General features: G+C 40.8%; 16 protein-coding genes, 1 CRISPR repeat array and 1 riboswitch (1 of these 18 cut by a window edge). Of the genes, 2 read left to right on the plus strand and 14 right to left on the minus strand.

What is annotated here, in order from left to right:
• Positions 1-99: 99 nt before the first annotated feature.
• The 6 genes from Q5873_RS07090 to Q5873_RS07115 form a co-directional block, all read right to left on the minus strand.
• Positions 100-408 carry a nucleoside triphosphate pyrophosphohydrolase family protein gene (locus Q5873_RS07090; RefSeq protein ID WP_303060105.1) on the minus strand — a complete coding sequence of 103 codons (309 nt, stop codon included), beginning with the start codon at positions 406-408 and terminating at the stop codon, positions 100-102.
• A gap of 323 nt (positions 409-731) precedes the next feature.
• Entirely contained in the window at positions 732-920 is a 189-nt protein-coding gene (locus Q5873_RS07095; RefSeq protein ID WP_303060107.1) for a hypothetical protein, read from the minus strand.
• Between the two features lie 273 nt (positions 921-1,193).
• Positions 1,194-1,310: a helix-turn-helix domain-containing protein gene (locus Q5873_RS07100; RefSeq protein ID WP_303060109.1), complete on the minus strand. Its 117-nt coding sequence runs from the start codon at positions 1,308-1,310 to the stop codon at positions 1,194-1,196.
• Between the two features lie 177 nt (positions 1,311-1,487).
• Positions 1,488-2,255, minus strand: a complete 768-nt coding sequence (locus Q5873_RS07105; RefSeq protein WP_303060111.1) for a cyclase family protein — start codon at positions 2,253-2,255, stop codon at positions 1,488-1,490.
• A 235-nt stretch (positions 2,256-2,490) separates the two neighbouring features.
• A complete protein-coding gene (locus Q5873_RS07110) occupies positions 2,491-3,150 on the minus strand; it encodes a thiaminase II/PqqC family protein (protein WP_303060113.1) in 660 nt (219 codons plus the stop codon).
• 25 nt (positions 3,151-3,175) lie between these two features.
• A complete protein-coding gene (locus Q5873_RS07115) occupies positions 3,176-3,901 on the minus strand; it encodes a DUF1638 domain-containing protein (RefSeq protein ID WP_303060114.1) in 726 nt (241 codons plus the stop codon).
• 96 nt (positions 3,902-3,997) lie between these two features.
• Between Q5873_RS07115 and Q5873_RS07120 the strand changes: the two genes are divergently transcribed.
• Both Q5873_RS07120 and Q5873_RS07125 read left to right on the plus strand, forming a co-directional pair.
• Positions 3,998-4,495, plus strand: coding sequence for a pyridoxamine 5'-phosphate oxidase family protein (locus Q5873_RS07120; protein ID WP_303060115.1), 498 nt, complete (start codon positions 3,998-4,000; stop codon positions 4,493-4,495).
• Between the two features lie 190 nt (positions 4,496-4,685).
• Positions 4,686-4,822, plus strand: a riboswitch (glycine riboswitch).
• Between the two features lie 231 nt (positions 4,823-5,053).
• Entirely contained in the window at positions 5,054-6,430 is a 1,377-nt protein-coding gene (locus Q5873_RS07125; RefSeq protein ID WP_303060117.1) for an alanine/glycine:cation symporter family protein, read from the plus strand.
• A gap of 165 nt (positions 6,431-6,595) precedes the next feature.
• Here Q5873_RS07125 and cas2 read toward each other — a convergent pair whose 3' ends face one another.
• The 8 genes from cas2 to Q5873_RS07165 all read right to left on the minus strand — a co-directional run bounded on the left by cas2 (position 6,596) and on the right by Q5873_RS07165 (position 15,534).
• Positions 6,596-6,874: a CRISPR-associated endonuclease Cas2 gene (gene cas2 / locus Q5873_RS07130; RefSeq protein WP_028255581.1), complete on the minus strand. Its 279-nt coding sequence runs from the start codon at positions 6,872-6,874 to the stop codon at positions 6,596-6,598.
• 69 nt (positions 6,875-6,943) lie between these two features.
• Entirely contained in the window at positions 6,944-7,936 is a 993-nt protein-coding gene (gene cas1b, locus Q5873_RS07135; protein WP_028255580.1) for a type I-B CRISPR-associated endonuclease Cas1b, read from the minus strand.
• Positions 7,937-7,947: 11 nt separating this feature from the next.
• Entirely contained in the window at positions 7,948-8,451 is a 504-nt protein-coding gene (gene cas4, locus Q5873_RS07140; protein ID WP_303060120.1) for a CRISPR-associated protein Cas4, read from the minus strand.
• Between the two features lie 20 nt (positions 8,452-8,471).
• Positions 8,472-11,144 carry a CRISPR-associated helicase Cas3' gene (gene cas3 / locus Q5873_RS07145; protein WP_303060123.1) on the minus strand — a complete coding sequence of 891 codons (2,673 nt, stop codon included), beginning with the start codon at positions 11,142-11,144 and terminating at the stop codon, positions 8,472-8,474.
• Positions 11,145-11,224: 80 nt separating this feature from the next.
• Entirely contained in the window at positions 11,225-12,298 is a 1,074-nt protein-coding gene (gene cas5, locus Q5873_RS07150) for a CRISPR-associated protein Cas5 (RefSeq protein WP_303060125.1), read from the minus strand.
• A 12-nt stretch (positions 12,299-12,310) separates the two neighbouring features.
• Entirely contained in the window at positions 12,311-13,213 is a 903-nt protein-coding gene (cas7i, locus tag Q5873_RS07155; RefSeq protein WP_288300697.1) for a type I-B CRISPR-associated protein Cas7/Cst2/DevR, read from the minus strand.
• 16 nt (positions 13,214-13,229) lie between these two features.
• On the minus strand, positions 13,230-14,714 hold the full coding sequence (gene cas8a1 / locus Q5873_RS07160; RefSeq protein WP_303060128.1) for a type I CRISPR-associated protein Cas8a1/Csx8: 1,485 nt from the start codon (positions 14,712-14,714) through the stop codon (positions 13,230-13,232).
• 91 nt (positions 14,715-14,805) lie between these two features.
• Positions 14,806-15,534: a CRISPR-associated endoribonuclease Cas6 gene (locus tag Q5873_RS07165; protein WP_303060130.1), complete on the minus strand. Its 729-nt coding sequence runs from the start codon at positions 15,532-15,534 to the stop codon at positions 14,806-14,808.
• Between the two features lie 753 nt (positions 15,535-16,287).
• Positions 16,288-16,951: a CRISPR direct-repeat array (repeat unit 30 nt; unit sequence CTTCAGTTGTTACTACAGTAGAATTTAAAT); it runs 223 nt beyond the window's last position.

The raw sequence follows: 16,951 nt of genomic DNA on the forward strand, positions 1-16,951 counted from the left end.
ATCGCAAATACAACATTGGGTATCATAATGACTGCAATAAAAATCAGCCCAAAAAAATTAAACCATTCCATATTATCTACCATCACAAACTGGAATTTTTCAGTCTAAAGTTTCTAAACGTTCTTTAAGAAATTGCTCTACACAATCAGCAAAATTCAATCCCATTCGATCTGCAAGAACCGCTAACCACCATACACATTCTCCGATTTTCGAAGGAAGCAACTCTTTTTCTTCACTAGGCCAACGCCCCTGATGATCCATCGTAAGTCTTCCGACTAATCCCGCATCAGTCAAAAAAGCTAAAGCATCTTCCTCAACTGACCAAACAGAGCCATGAATTTGCTTTTCTAATCCATGATAAAGTTTTCTTATCTCTTGTGAATGTTTGCTCACATCAATTAAATCCATAGTTTAATTTCCTCCTTCAAATTCCAATTTGGTTATCCAAAATGAAACGGAATAACAATATTACTTATTTCAAACTGAAGAAATTTATGACCATTTTGTAATGATATATAACTTATTTCTTAAAAACAGTAATGTAATACCAATATAAAGTACCCATACTCCCGGAAGCAATATCATATAAATCAAATGATTTGCAATATCTTGCCTAATAGAAGATATCCCCATAATTGCAATGAACGTAATTGTAAGGAGCAGCATCAGACATGTACAAATTAGCCAAGCTGTATTGAGTTTATACTCAATAAAAAATTCTCCATCTTCATTTAACTTGAGTATATTACTTCTGATTCCAAAAAATCCTTTACAAAAACTTCGGCCTGTGCTTCATCTGTTTTAAATTGGTTATCAATCAAAGCGCCGATCCTCCCTTTAACTTTTCCATTAATCACAAAATATTTGGGGCTTCGATCATCAATGAAAGTAAAATTTCTTTTTACATGAATCACCTTCATAACGTGCACCTCCTAAATTTAATCATTGAATTTTCTTGTAACACGAACTTTTACATCAAGATTTGAATTGAACCAGATATGAATGAAACGAATGATATAGGGCGAAATGCTTTTTGGTTAGTTATATCGTACCATGAAATATGCTATCGTGACCAACCCTAAATTTCTGATGTTTTTACTCATATTTTCAAAACACTTTAGAGCAATAGAAAAAAGCGACAGCCACTTCCTTCATAGAAACATACTATCGCTTTAATTCATCTTGAATTTACCTTATTCAGATATAGATTTCTCATCTCTGACAAGCTCGATCACGTCGGTTATCTCACAGTCCAGGGCTTCACATATCTTCGTTAGCGTTTCCATGTTGATATGCCTGCCCTTCCTCATTTATCTGCTATTTTCATTTTGCGTCATATCAAGACTCTTTCAAAAATGGTGTAGTTGTGGTGTAGTAAATGCCTTTCCACTCCCTAAAACCATTGATTTTACTGGCTTTTCCGGGACTTTTCAGGATATTGCCGTGGCAGACGAACAGAATATTGATCATCTTTTACTAATTCCTTTCTAGCGTTTTGGCTGCACTGCCACAGCTCGTACCGGTAATCCATTGGCTCCCTCAATATTAGCCCACGCCGCAAACAACACGGCACCGGTAGGTGCTACCCTATCAAGATTAGCCAGTAACTCTATCTGAATTTTTCCTTTAGACAATACATAGCGCTCACAAACTAAATCGCCATGTTCACGTACTATATACGATGCATCGGTATCTAGTGTTTCATGACCATTACCGGCAGCATTGCGTTCCTCATAAATATAGCGCAGTGCCTCCAGTGACCACCCCGGCGCATGCTCAACCCCATCCGCATCAACCCCGCTGAGTAAATCCATATTTGGCCAACGCTTATACCAATCCGTACGCAATGCTACGAAAGCACCTTCCGGAATTTGCCCATGCTCGGCTTCGAAGGCTTTAATATCTTCTACCGTCACGGCATACTCTTGATCCTTTGCTACCTTATCCGCCACATTGATTACCACCAACGGATATATCATATCATAAGGTCCAAAGGCTTCCGCTAATGCTGCACCGCGTACAAAGTGTCCGGGAAAGTCGATATGTGTACCAAACTGTCCGGGGAACTTAAACGTTTGAATCTGGCATTCCAAAATATCGTTATCCCAATCAAAGCAAGGCTTTCCAAGTTCAACGGAGCCTTTGGGAATACCGGACCACACCGGACTTTCATTGTTCAGCCTATGACTAAGTCCAACCCATTCATAAGCATCAGATTTTAGTTCTGTCACTAGATTCCATAAATTTTGTGCCATAATAACACCTCTCTCTTTTACATATACTCTTTCTCTCAAATCTCTCCTGTCAATGACAACATATGTATCTGCACTTAATATACACCGCTAATGCCTTATATGGCCAGGAGTTGACTTATTATATCACGAGAGTCTATTACACACAATTGTCAGTGTAAAAAAGACTGCAAGGTAGTTAGTATCTATTAATATCTACCAATTTTATTAAATTAAGATATTACTACTTTTTATGAAATCACAATAACATCTTCCAAAAGGCCAACTCATGCCGACTGGCCTCAACAAACAAATCAATGAGTACCGCTTGTCTTTCATTATCAAGTCCAGCACACAGGCGCTCTACCTCCTGTCGCCAGCTTTCAATATAGGCAGCATAACGTGATAATGTATAATCGGCAACCATTGGCGCGTAATACCCATATGCCAAATGTGGCGACCGCCCTACCAATGTCGTAAACACATCATAATAGCCCATGAGACACGGCATGGTGACCATGACAATATCCTCTACTGTTCCCTGTTTTGCCGTAGTCAACAAAAACTCAGCATATGCCTTACCCACCGGTTTTAGTGTCATCTCATCGATATCAGCATCACTAAGTCCAAACTCTTCTAAATATGCTAACCTCGTTTTATTTTCTCCGTCACTTACATAACCGAGGGCTTCATAAAAAAGCTGCATTTCACGGAGCGTTCGGCTCTTCGCCACTGCGTAACCGAAACATTTTAAATAGGCTCGTAAATACAAGCTATCCTGCACTATATAATTTTTAAACGCATCCTGCGAAAGAGTTCCTTTCTCCATAGCAACTAAAAACGGTACCTTACTGTATGCCTTCCAATAGGAATCCGCCGCTGAAATTGCCTTATCAATAAACAATCTAGAATCTTTCATTTACATCCCACCTCCTCGCTTGTACTTAGATATCTGTATCTATCGTATAGTATGATGGCGGCACTTCTCCACCTTTTGGTACGATCAAGAAGTCATCATCAAATTGCTGTCGTGCAATTTTACGTAACACACCATATGTTCCCTTGACACTTAGGATCCGCCCATCCAGTACATTCACCAACGGACGGATATACTCTTCTACTTCTTTTGTGTTATACGTACCCGTGTCGATAATGTAAAAATCCTTGAAGTCCTTATAAATCTGTCGCAAAAATGTTTCCGCCGCTTCACGGCCTTTACTCTTCACGAGACTATCCAAGTCAAGAGTAGACTGCTTCATGTAATCAGCCCAATCAGCTGTTAAAAAAATACTGTGCTTAGGTCGTTGCAACGTAGTAAGACTTTTACCGCTAAGAAGAATATCAAGACAATCACGCGTGCGCGGTAGAATCAGCTCACCATGTGTTGCACGCAAACCAATAGTGCCTCCGCCACAACCGGATGGACAAACGATGATACGCATTGCATCGGTCAACTTATCAATCTGCTCTTGTACATAGCGCTGCAGTTTCTTAGGATCACTGTGCAATCCGGCAGGTAAATAAATTACCGTTGGTGTACTTAACTCACCAGCACTTGCAGTATCCATTGCCTTTTTATTAGTTACCTTGTCTTCCTCCTCAGCTAAAGCGGCCAATAGTTCACGCTTTAATGTGGGACAACAGAGAATATATGTCTTGCCTACGCTCATTATACCTTTCCTCCATTCTCTTTTTGTTATCCTCAGTATATAATGGTATTGGTCGACATGCAATGATTATACATTTTCTACAGAAAGGATGAGTCTATGTTCCGTTCTATGCGCCGCCACAAACAACAGCTTCCCATGAGTGAAACCGAAGCTATTTTACAGCAGAACACTTCCGGTGTACTCTCTGTCATTGGCGATGGTGGATATCCTTACGGCGTTCCCATCAGCTATGCCTATAAAAATAATAAACTCTATTTTCACTCCGCTCTTTCAGGGCATAAAATCGATGCTCTTACAACTAATGACAAAGCCAGCTTCACCGTCATCGACAGCGACCTTGTTATCCCTCATAAATTTACCACCTTGTACCGCAGTGCGATTGCCTTCGGACGTGTGCGCATCATTACCGACAAGGAAGAATTTATGGCGGCAGCTCATATCCTGGCCGATCGTTACGCTCCGGAATCTTTAGTTACCATGGATCGACGCGAACAAGAAATCGCCACCGGTGGCCCGTCCATGCACATGTTAGTCATAGATATTGAGCAGCTTACCGGCAAGGAATGTATTGAGCTGACACGACTACGTGACTAAGAAAATCTACATACAAGATACACTCTTCTCTTGTATGTAGATTTTTTTGTGCAAACCTCTTGCTTTTTTTCAGTGACCTCGTTATAATTAGGTCCATCAAATCAATATGGCGTGGATGAAACATATGGGAGAAGGATTACCTACCGAAGGAGCAAAACTCTCAGGTGCTCACAAGAGCGGAACCGTATGCGGACACAACTCTGGAGAGTCCCTTAAATGGGCGCCGAAGGTGCACGGGACTGATCGATGTAACACGATAAACCATCATTGGAATGTCAGTTACGAATCAATCCCTTATCTCTCAGGCCAAAGGACAGAGCTCATCGTAAATTGTTACAACCAAGTAATACGCGGCAATGTAGATATTACCCGTGGTGATACATTTGCCTTTTATTGCTTGTATTGGTTGCCTTATCATGCCGGTAGGCTGCAGCCCGGCGTAATAAGCCACCATAGTAACGACTTCGTTTGCACCAGAGTATATTCCATATTCCGGTGTTTTTTTATTACCAAAAACACCGTCACATTTCCTAATGTCTGAGAAAAGGAGACGTATGTATGTTAGATATACTCAACCAAATTGATTCGTTTGTATGGGGCCCACCCCTTCTTATGTTATTAGTCGGCACCGGTATCTGGCTGACCGTACGGCTCGGTGTATTGCAGGTTGTTCGTCTACCTCGTGCCCTTACCTTAATTTTCACTTCTAAAAATGATGGGTCCGGCGATGTGAACAGCTTTCAATCACTGATGACCGCCTTAGCTGCTACCGTCGGCACCGGTAATATCGTTGGCGTAGCTACGGCACTGAAAGCCGGTGGTCCCGGTGCCCTCTTTTGGATGTGGCTGGCAGCCTTCTTCGGTATGGCCACCAAGTATGCGGAAGGTCTCTTAGCCGTGAAATACCGCAGCGTTGATAAAAATGGCAATATTGCCGGCGGTCCTATGTACTATATTGAAAAAGGACTCGGAGAAAAGTATCGCCCCTTAGCTGTGCTCTTCGCTTTATTCGGCGTACTTTGTGCCTACTTTGGCATCGGTACCTTTGCCCAGGTAAACTCCATCGTTGAAATTACTCAGCTGGCAGCCGGTATCCCTGTGGAATATACCGGTATAGTGCTCACTGTCTTGGTCGCCGCTATTACCCTTGGCGGATTAAAGTCCATTGCTCGTATAGCCGGTAAACTCGTACCGACTATGGCTCTGTTGTATTTAATAATTACTGCAGGCATCCTCATTTTTAATATCGATGCCCTACCGGCAGCTATTGCTTCCGTCATTGAAAGTGCGTTCACACCTACAGCTGCTACCGGCGGTTTCCTCGGTGCCACGGTAATGATGGCGCTTCGCAACGGTGTAGCTCGCGGTGTATTCTCCAATGAATCCGGTCTTGGCAGTGCACCTATTGTAGCTGCTGCGGCAAAAACAAAATGGCCTGCCGAACAAGGTCTCATCTCCATGACAGGTACCTTCATCGATACTATTATCATCTGTACACTTACCGGTTTATCGCTTATCGTAACCGGAGCTTGGTCCGGCGAATTCAATGGAGCTGCCATGACACAGCAAGCGTTCGTTTCCGTATACGGCAACATGGGAAGCCTTCTTCTCATGATTGGACTCTCCCTATTTGCCTTCACCACCATCCTCGGTTGGAATTACTATGGTGAACGCTGTATCGAATACCTATTAGGCGTAAAAGCTATTCTCCCGTATCGGTTGATCTTTATCGGTCTTATTGCTTGCGGTCCCTTCCTTAAATTGGAAGCTATCTGGGTATTAGCCGATATCGTCAACGGTCTCATGGCAATTCCTAACCTAATCGCGCTTCTTGGTTTAACCGGCGTTATCGTTGCCGAAACCAAACGCTACTTCGACTATGTAAAGCAAGAAGAAGCGGAAGCTGCTTTAGAAGGGGAAACAGTAAAGATGTAATAACCGAAAAGAAAACGAGATAGTCAAATAAATTTTATCTTATAATAAAAAGCACCCTGCAATAACTCTTAGAATCCTGGTCTTATAAAGGGATTCCGCATAGCTATCGTAGGATGCTTTTTTCTGTAGGATGCTTTTTCCAATGAAGAAGAAAAACTATCATATCTATAAAAAATTAGATGTTGCTTTATCTTCTTTTCCCCACACCTCTTTTTTGAGCCATCTGGACCCACTGCTCTTAAAAAGCAACACAGAATCAAGATCATCGCGAATCCATTGTTTTAGTTCTGCTCGCAATTTAACAATGCCTGACTCTGTCAATTCGCCTTCAAAAACAGAGTTTTGCACATGATGTAAATATTGTTTAGAAATAGAATAAATCCGCCGCCATGCTTTTGCACCATTCTCATCCTTAGCAATGTCATACACTAAAATAACATACATATTATACCTCCTGCGATGATAGCCAATATTACACCTATCGCTCTAACGCTATCCTATCACACATCAGTACTACCACCAGATAACAAAGGGCTCGTAATTCTTTTCACCAATAAAATGCTTCGTTAACTTAAAGCATTCCAACCGCATCAAATATTGATAAGATACCTGGCGACCCAAGTCCTTATGCATAATAGTTTTCTTCAAGCTTTCCTCCAGTTCACCGGCAATCAGCCGTGATGCTTCAGGCTTCAGATGCAGGTAATTTAGTCCCTCCGTAAAACTTTTCTGCGTAATCTGCTTCTTGTTTAGCAGACGGAAAATCAAACGATCACCGATAAGTGGCTTAAATATTTCCGTAATATCAAGGCATAAAGAAAAGCGTCTCTCTCCCGGCTCATGTAAATAGCTAATCGTCGGATTTAGTGCTGTATGATATATTTCGCCTAGTGCCTTCGTGTAAATCAACATATTAACGTATGATATCAGGGAGTTAATCATAGTAGTCGGCGGCCGTTTTTCTCGTTTCGTAAAATTAATTTCTTGATCTACGATGGTATTCCATGCGCTGTAATACGCTTTACGTGCCATCCCCTCACACCCCATAACCTCTTGAATTGTTATGGCCCGCGACAATGGTCTTTCCATCGCTTTTATTTCTCCCATCATAGATGACACATCCTTACCGCGACTGTTGTAATAGCGTAGATTTCTATACATACTGTCCATAGCCCCTTGAACAAACGCCTTAGCCAAGGTCAATCGTTTATCTGCTTCTTGGTAATGCTCCACCTGTTTAACCAATAATTTTCCTGCTACTTGTTTTTCTCGCGGATAAAAAGAACCTGTATAAAAGCTATAATAATTAAAAAAATGAACGGCCACATTAGCTGCCCCCAGAAAGTTTAAACACCGACTGTTAACATCTACTTCTCCCATGATATATAAATCACTAATCGTTTCAATCGGAAGGTATCTCCCCTTACCTTCTGCCGTTACGAAATGAACCGTATTATCCTTACGTTCCAAACGCCCTGCCGAATAGATATAAAAGCTCTGTTTCATAATCCCACCTCTTACAAATAGCACAAATCATAGTATGCGCAGGCTTTACAAATCTTTTTTGTTGTCAGCTCCGGTGGTTTTGTGTCTGTCACAATACGCCGAATATCTACCAGCATATCGTCAAGCACCTGCTCATCATCCGCTGTCAATGTGACGTATTCTTTCTTTTTTAATAACGGGTAATTAATGACACCACTAAGGCCTGTAGCACCGCGCTCTTTCAAATAATACAAATAATATTTGATTTGCCAAATAGATGCCTCTTCCACCGCACGACTTTTCTTTACTTCGTGAATCTCCTTCTTGGATTTAATAAAATCAATATTAATCACTGCGTCAATCTCGATATGCTTATCTTCTTTAGCAAAAGTTTGTTCATCGATAACACGTCCAATTTGTACCAATTCGTTATCTTGCTCCAATGTAATGCCGTTAGCAAAATACCAAAGCTTACGCGGACATACCAGATAGTAGTAAAGCATAACGCCGGTAACCCGTATATTCGATGTACTCATCGCTGTTCACCTCCCTGTGCTTACAGCATATTATCCATTCCGCTTACTTCATCGTCAGCATTCGATAACATAGCCTTATAAGCATTAGCTATATCCTCCTTCATAATTAGGCCAATGGTATTGTCATAGTATAATGTAGTTCTGGGAATCTTCCAATACGGTGTAACCTCATACCATGATTTACTTAATGCCGAGGTGCCATCTTTTCTTGAATACCGAATACTTCCTGGTACCGACACGGTATGCTGCTGAATGGTTTGCCGTGCTCGTTCCTTATCCGCTGCCGAAGCATTGCCATCATTAAGGACTTCTTTGGCTGTCTCCATAGCCGCGTATGTATCAGTACTAAGGCTGTCATGACAGAGAATTTCCTTTTCGGGAATCACATCAATAGAATCAATATCCCGCAGCTTGCGCGCCATCACTGCATCAGGCGTATCATTTGTACTCTTAATAATGGCCAGCTCACCGTTTCGTATCGCGCTATATTCCTGGCGATATGCCTTCATAAATCGACTATCCTTCACCCTATCCATGGTGAACGCCGTCTCAATCCAGGCCAATTTTTCTTCTTCCGTCACCGGTATACCCGCACACGCTCCGATAGAACACGGATCCATCGTATCATCCACGAGTGTTAACAATACTTCCTTTGACGCTTCATACAAATCTCGGTCGATGAATCCCTTTTTCCTGTCGCCTGCCTCGTACGACTCTGTTAAATAGGCATCTTCAATGTCCGTATAAATATAACAATTACATACATCAATCGGCTTATTGCCTTTCCGATTACACCGTCCCAATCGCTGCAATAACGATGTTATGTAAGATAACTCCGTAAACAATACATCAAAGTCAATGTCTAGCGAGGCTTCACAAATCGAAGTCGTTACCCAAATGCCGGATCCACTATGCTCCGTCCTGCCAAAGGACATAATCTGGCTTTCTTTTTTAGCTCGATCGACACCGGTAAACCGACTGTGAAAAATAGATACTGCCTCACCCACTTCTTGGCGCAAAGCAATATACATACGCTGTGCATCGGCAATGGTATTACATATAACTAAAATTTTATTGCTGTTACCCTTCGTTTCGTTTTGACGATAACAAGTCAAAATATCCTCGGCCGAAATCTTACAAGGTCGTATGCATACCGAATGGCGCGGTGGCTTTGCTTTGAAAAACGACGGGTTTCCTAGTGCATGAAGCTGTCTACGCCCATCAACAATACGTCCCGGTTCGGTATCTACCCCGTTAAAGGGTATGTGCTGTACCAATAAATCGCGAATGAATGGTGGCATAGTCGCTGTTATGATAGCGACTTTTCCTCCTAATTGCACGGCACACTCCAAACCGTAAATTAAATAGGCCAACAGTCTGGGGTCATACATCTGAATTTCATCAATTACTACTTTAGAAATAGCTACGGTTGCCATTTTTCGCTGGTACCCTTTTAAGCGAAATACAAAGTCAAAGAGCTGGTCAACCGTAGATATAATTAACGGCAATGAAAACTGTTTAGCCCGTTCCCGCCATTCCAGTAGTTCATAAAAAACATCTGACACATTCGATGCAGCCATGTCTACCTCTTGGCTCTCCTCGATTTCCGTCTTCATCAAGTGATATAAGCCGGTAGAGTGAAGTAATGATGTACTCTCGTGTACACGTTGCCGATAGTCTTCATAGCCTTTGGCGCGATAATATGCCGTTACATACTCCACCACACGATTATGAATTGCATTAATCGCTGTACGCAACGGCAAGAAGAATAGTCCCTTCTCATTGCCTATCCACAGAAGTGCACCTTCTGTCTTTCCCATGCCTGTTTCACCGGTAATCATGACATTCGCATTGCGATGATCTTTGCAATATCGTTGTAAGTCATTCCAATCGGCGTCCGGATTTTTTTCTTGCCATGTTGTCACCACATGTTCCATGGTCTCTTCCAAAAATTCATTAGCGTAGGCTACCTCTCGATCGCCGCTGGCCGCATAATCACATAACATGAGTAGTCCCGTAATATAATCGCGGTAATTCCAAATTTCAATGGGGATTTTTACATTGGTACGATCAAGACCATCCCGCAGCGTTCTCTTTTTTACTTTTGTTGCCCCTGCGCAGAATTTCTGTAAAAACTTTTCTTTAACCTCTTCTAAAACGGCACTCTTATCGATACGTTTAGCCATATCATCAAAGAGAAAATGATGATGCGCTATCGCATACACTAAATCCTGCCACTCCGCATCCTCCAATGCATACACTCCGTCTATAGCCTGGCGAGTACAAAAAATAGACAAATAATTGTGGGGCAACTCTTTTTCACTATTAAAATATTTCTTCTTCTGACTTTTAACCCGTTCTTGAAACTGTTCATTACATTTTCCCATGTCGTGGAAGAAGCATGCCAAAAGAACGATAAGCGCCGGATGTTTCTTGTACACCGTTTGTCCGTTTCCCGCTACAATCTCCATTGCATAATCGGGAAGTACGCCAATCTCTATTAATTGCTTAGCTTTACTTGCCACTGCTTTCAGGTGATTCCTTAATGATTGCCAAGCCGTAGTATCGTGAGTGCCACGTCCTTTACCTTTCGCATAGTAGTGTGACAATTCTTCCGTGGCGATAGCTTCGCATAGCCGTTCGAACAATACATCAATATCCATGCGTACATTATTTGCTATTGTTATCTCCATACCGACTCCTCAATACTAAAAAATCGCCGCATGACACGCCATTAATCAACGTGCCATAACGGCGAATTAACCTGTCACTGCTATAAAAAATTAACTACTAACGGCGTATCCGCTTCTGTTACATCAATAAACGTGCGCCCGTCTTCATCACATTCAACATCAACCGAAGGCGATGATGTAAGTATAACCGGTACCTTCGAAAAAATACGTTTTCCCGTTTTCTCTTCCAGATGATATACCTTAGATACATAATACTTTGTACGATATCCTGTTGCCTTTATAATTTCGTCAAAATCAGGACTATATACATACATGGTGTATGGTGATTGTATCTCTTTTTCAGTTTCGTTGATGGATAATTCCACCATCCGACAATCCTCAATCGTAACAAAATCTTCGCTGCGACCAATGCATGATACATTATCTATATGTTCCATAATATCGCGTAATATGTCTTCATCAGCCCGAACATGAATAACAAGCTCTACTTCGTACAAGGTTTCATAGTACTGAGGAATGGTGGTTAAATCCTTATAACAGCTCATGGGTAGCGTGTATTCGCGCTCTTCGCGATCCTTAAACTCATCCTTGTACGCTTTTGCTTCTGCTTTTAATGCCTTTGCTTTTTCTTTTAGCGCCTTCGCTTCTTCTTTGTCTGCTTTCTTAGCAGCCGCCAGTAGTTCTTTGGCTTCCTTTTCCAAAGGATTACATACATCGGCAAGGCGCCCTTTCTTTTCCTCATCAAAGGCATCCTTTTTTCTCAGCAATGCCCGATATTCTTCCAATAGCTCTTCGTTAAGAACGTCAATGGTGATTCCCTTCTTGAAGCTATTCCCTTGCGATTTCTTTGCCTTGGCTACCGGAATATATTGTCCGGATAAAAACTCACCGTTCGGCACCTTAACCAACATGCCACGGTCATCCATAACTGTATTCAAAAAGCAATGGCTCGTAAAAATTTCTTTCTGCAACGAACCGAATCTTCCTTGGATACTCACATCCATAGGATGATAGGAGTTATACCCACACGCCGCATGTAACGCCCCGATGACGGTCGACGGCTGCGGCAAGGGATATGTCATGCGGTTATCAATGGATTCACCGCGATGATAGTGGGCCACCGGCTGCGTTACGTGCAATCGTACCGCTTTCATTGTGATTTCCTCCTACTTTCCTTCATAGTACGCAGCTACATCAGCTTTGACCCTATCAAAGAAGGCACTTACCGATTGCGGTTTTAATACTGCTTTAACCTCTTCTTCATTGGTAAATGCGCCACCTTCTAAGAACCCGCAATGGAAACCTTGGTCTAATTTATTCTTTAAATCTTCCGTAAGCTGTAACGCCCCATTCTTCATATGAACTACATTTTCAAAGTAGTGTGTACGACGCGGGCTGATTCCACCGACTACAAAAATAGGTTCCGCATTATCCAGATTACCTTTGACAACTAAATTCAAATCGCGGACAGCATCTAACAGCGCATTAATACGAGCAATTTTTTCTTCTTTAGGAGCCTCGGCATTAAAATTATCATCTCGCCCCAGCTGTTCCAAGTCGATAGTTAAGCTGTATACTTTATAGGATTTATCATATTCATACTGATAGGGCATAAGACCTACCTTATCAGCACTGTTTTGTACATTCAGTCCCTGCTGTTTGGCTTCGATAGTGGCTAAATATAAATTATTATGGAATCGCGTTTCATCGGCAAAGGGGTCCACCGAAATGGCATCGGTTAGAAAAAAAGAACTCTTGCGGATATACGTAGCCTTTCCCTTATCACCGGCTACCTTAACATTCGTATTCATATAGCCTGCATCGAGAGCGCGGCAGGTAGCCGCATTTTTTACTTCGGATACAGCCTTTTGTACGGCGCCGTCAACAGTGGTGGCTAATTCATCATACCAACCGCTTTGCACCATAAGCGCATTCTTTAAACTTTCTCGGCTTCGGATAGCATAACTGCGCTGATTACGAACTACCTTTTGCACCGTTGAAATATTCCCCAATCCTTCCGAATAATTTGATGTCATGTTAGCAATGACTGTTATCGTTACTGCTTTCATTGGTTCTCCTCCTTACTTATTCATTGACACCCGATGACGATGCTTCTACTTTTTCCGGTGCCCCTAATGCTTCGATAAAGGTGTAAAATACGTCCTTATTCTGTTCAAAATCAGCAAATATTTCACTGGCAAAGGGGAAATATATACCACTGTAAATCGATAAATGGAGTAGTATCTGGCTGGCTTTATCATAGTTATGTCCGACTATCGCACTGAGCAACTTTGTCCGATAGGTTCGTAATTTATTTTCTTTAACAGCCGGGCTTTTTCGCACTTCTTGTGCACAGGCCCAAGCTTGCTTTGCTGCTGTCTTCATCGTATCCCCTCCAGTTCTAATTTGTAGGTTTATTCCTATCAGTCGATGAATCACTGCCTTTACATGCGCATTGGCCGTAAATTCATTTTCCTTGAGAAAAAATTCAATCCATTTATCCAGTAGCGTATCTTGTAAAACGGCTTTGAGTACCTCTTTTTGAATATCGATATAATCTTGATTACCGTCGCTCTTATAAATCCGCGATAGCGCCTGATAAAAAGTTACTTCTTTCTTTTGTCCCGGATTGGCATGATCATCCATAGTAAAGGTCTTTTCCATGCCTTCTAATATTTTCATCGCTTTCTCGCGAACATATACTGTTTCAAAAAATCCCTTGTCTTGATCCTTAACAATGATTTCAATATCTCCCGGATTATGCTTTATGATATGGATTAAAAATTTCCACAACACCTGCGTATCTGTTAACCGGCGTTCTTCCTTCTCCTCATCATCTTTAATCTTTCGTAAACTTCCTGCCACGGCTATCATCTGCCTAATACTATAGCTGTTATTAATAAAATACTTGATTCGTCCGCCAGAAAACGCAAAGGGAATAAAATCAAAAATAATACTGTCCGTACTGTCGATTCTCCCCTTATCAAAGCCATACCCTTGTGATTTTCCCTTTTTAGGTACATCAAGATAGTAACCATTTAACCGACATGCCTCTCCGGCCTCTTTGAGCAGCATATTCGTGTTGGCATAGTTAGCATAAAGATTTTTCTTATTGCGATATGTTTCTAGTACTAGCTCTTGCTTATGGGCCCGCAAGGTATCAAGAATCTCCGCACGATTTTCCTCGCTAATCTTTTCTTTATTAAATATTTTCTTAAGAATCGTATTGGACCCTTGCCCTGTCAACAAGTCATTGCATTCTTTTAAGTCGTCTTCACTAAGCGGAGCTGCTTCGCGTAATTTTCTCTCTAATTGGCAAGGCTGTAACAAGGGGCCAAAAAATTTACCGACAAACTGAATATATTGTTCTTCCGTAATATCTGTCATGTTAAACTGAAAACATTCATCTTCACAATCGATAACCGGATTGTATGCTCTGGCATCCTCTTTGAATTCAGCGTCACACGAACGCAAATATTCACGCAAGCCTATAATGGCTGCAGAATAACGCCAGTCGGAAGCAAAGATTGACGTATCAAATTGACTCCCTTCCGGATTATGTATTAACACAGTATCCCTCCTTCCAAGCTATATATCTTTTTTCTCAAATAACTTGTTTCTCAAGTAACTTGTGAGCTATATCTTTACACTTTCCACGTTTTTATACTTGTACTTTGTCAATTTTGCCAAACCCCTGCGAGCGTCGACTGCCAATCCCTGCATCGAGCAAATATTGCAGAGTAAATCGATTACCGGAAAGAATGAAATATCCCACCGTTACAGGCAATTTAAGACCAAAATGTGACACAATAACTTTTTTTGCTTCCGCCACCGTAACTGTAATGGCCGTGTCCTTAAAGCCGGCTCTATCTAACTGATCGGACAGCGAACGCTCCAACTCCGTTACAAAATCGGCATCATCACAGCAATAGTAGCTATCTTTGTTCGTGTTTCTATCATGATTACGAACTACCAGTCCACCACCGGGACTTGTACGTACCAAGACTTGATCACTTACTACTTTCTGTTCTCGTTCCAGTTGAATACGATCCAAGGTCATCTGATTTTGCAACGCCAACGGATATGTTTTATGCTTTTGTTTTATTAAACAATTCAAGAAAATTCGACCTAACCCATTGGACTCGTCCGTTGCCGAAAAACTAACCTTCATACGAGGTTTTTCAATAGTAATGCATTCGCTGCTGAACACCGGCTTGTCTAATACCACCGAAAATGTATAGCACTTATTGATTGTATTTTGAAAAAACGATGTGAAGTATCTTCCATCATTGGCTTCTGTTAATGCATTTTTAATAAAGCTAATGATAGAGCGCCGTAACTCTGTAGGGAGCCGATTATGCGCCAGCGTAAAATACAACGAAAAACGCATTTATATTTTTCACCCTTTCTATATATAAAATTGCTCAAACTTTTTAATTTGATTGTTTCAATTGATTCTTAAGCCAATTATCATTCCAAAACTATATTCTGTCAAGCACAAATAACATTTTATCATACATCCCATGCGTCAATCATATGTGCCATACATACCATGTAAGAATTAACTAAAACAAGTAATTATATCAAAGCAATTACCAATTAAGATTATTAGTATATTTTGAAATTCCACTATGGGTTAATTGATCACTCCTGCGCCAATGACAGTAAAATATAAATAAAAGGGCTTGGTCCTCTCGGCTATAGTGCAAACGAACCTGAATTGTGACTACAGTACAATTTAAATCGTATTGGACTTAATCTACCTTATACATGTTACAAAGTTCTATGGTTACTTTTTCATACATGCCTGGTATATCGGTAAAAAGCCTCTTTCATTATGTATTGTTCTACCAGCTATTGCTAATCTTAGTATATCATATGCATCTAACTATATATAAATTATATAAGAGTCTATGCTGTCATCACTTAAAATGTACACCAAGAGGTATCATTCAAACACAACCTCCCGAATAATCTTTGTCGACCCTTGGTATAATCTATTTCCCCTTCTATCGACAATGGCTCAAAGACTTGTAAATATGAAAAATTTATAGCATAATTATTTCATCAGAATACTTAAGAGTAGCAGTCCGACAGAAATGCTTATTTTTATCTGCACTGCCACTGCAATATGAGTGGTAGACTTCAGTTGTTACTACAGTAGAATTTAAATATTTGATTTTTGCAATCCCAAAAATATATCCTACGACTTCAGTTGTTACTACAGTAGAATTTAAATTCCAACTTTAGCGACTGTATGGCTTTCTCGGATAACCTTCAGTTGTTACTACAGTAGAATTTAAATATGATATTGGTTTAGTGCGCATATTTATTGGGACGTCTTCAGTTGTTACTACAGTAGAATTTAAATTATTTTCTTGAGATATTTTTTTTCTTAGTCTTTCTTCCTTCAGTTGTTACTACAGTAGAATTTAAATAATCCATTCGGTAATCTCATAACAACACCTCTTTAACTTCAGTTGTTACTACAGTAGAATTTAAATTGCTATGAAATTCATATGATTCTAACTCTAAGAGGCCTTCAGTTGTTACTACAGTAGAATTTAAATTCTTGTTGGCCAACCTTGCCCTGCGCAATGTCAAAGCTTCAGTTGTTACTACAGTAGAATTTAAATGTGCCACGGGTATTTCTACAAAAAGAAAAAGGACAGTCTTCAGTTGTTACTACAGTAGAATTTAAATGAGGTATTAGAAGAGTGGCGTCGAGAGTCGACATTCTTCAGTTGTTACTACAGTAGAATTTAAATGCATAATGGAAAGAGCGATGGAAAGAGCGGTGGAAACTT

Source organism: Veillonella magna, assembly GCF_959600285.1.
Classification (GTDB): domain Bacteria; phylum Bacillota; class Negativicutes; order Veillonellales; family Veillonellaceae; genus Veillonella_A; species Veillonella_A magna.

Bases quoted from the DNA above. Each gene is read 5' to 3' on its own strand.
- Q5873_RS07165 (WP_303060130.1), bottom strand. From the start codon at position 15,534: ATGCGTTTTTCGTTGTATTTTACGCTGGCGCATAATCGGCTCCCTACA.
- Q5873_RS07095 (WP_303060107.1), bottom strand. From the start codon at position 920: ATGAAGGTGATTCATGTAAAAAGAAATTTTACTTTCATTGATGATCGA.
- Q5873_RS07115 (WP_303060114.1), bottom strand. From the start codon at position 3,901: ATGAGCGTAGGCAAGACATATATTCTCTGTTGTCCCACATTAAAGCGT.
- Q5873_RS07125 (WP_303060117.1), top strand. From the start codon at position 5,054: ATGTTAGATATACTCAACCAAATTGATTCGTTTGTATGGGGCCCACCC.
- cas3 (WP_303060123.1), bottom strand. From the start codon at position 11,144: ATGGAGATAACAATAGCAAATAATGTACGCATGGATATTGATGTATTG.
- cas1b (WP_028255580.1), bottom strand. From the start codon at position 7,936: ATGAAACAGAGCTTTTATATCTATTCGGCAGGGCGTTTGGAACGTAAG.
- Q5873_RS07120 (WP_303060115.1), top strand. From the start codon at position 3,998: ATGTTCCGTTCTATGCGCCGCCACAAACAACAGCTTCCCATGAGTGAA.
- Q5873_RS07100 (WP_303060109.1), bottom strand. From the start codon at position 1,310: ATGAGGAAGGGCAGGCATATCAACATGGAAACGCTAACGAAGATATGT.
- cas2 (WP_028255581.1), bottom strand. From the start codon at position 6,874: ATGTATGTTATTTTAGTGTATGACATTGCTAAGGATGAGAATGGTGCA.
- Q5873_RS07110 (WP_303060113.1), bottom strand. From the start codon at position 3,150: ATGAAAGATTCTAGATTGTTTATTGATAAGGCAATTTCAGCGGCGGAT.
- cas7i (WP_288300697.1), bottom strand. From the start codon at position 13,213: ATGAAAGCAGTAACGATAACAGTCATTGCTAACATGACATCAAATTAT.
- Q5873_RS07105 (WP_303060111.1), bottom strand. From the start codon at position 2,255: ATGGCACAAAATTTATGGAATCTAGTGACAGAACTAAAATCTGATGCT.
- cas4 (WP_303060120.1), bottom strand. From the start codon at position 8,451: ATGAGTACATCGAATATACGGGTTACCGGCGTTATGCTTTACTACTAT.
- Q5873_RS07090 (WP_303060105.1), bottom strand. From the start codon at position 408: ATGGATTTAATTGATGTGAGCAAACATTCACAAGAGATAAGAAAACTT.
- cas5 (WP_303060125.1), bottom strand. From the start codon at position 12,298: ATGAAAGCGGTACGATTGCACGTAACGCAGCCGGTGGCCCACTATCAT.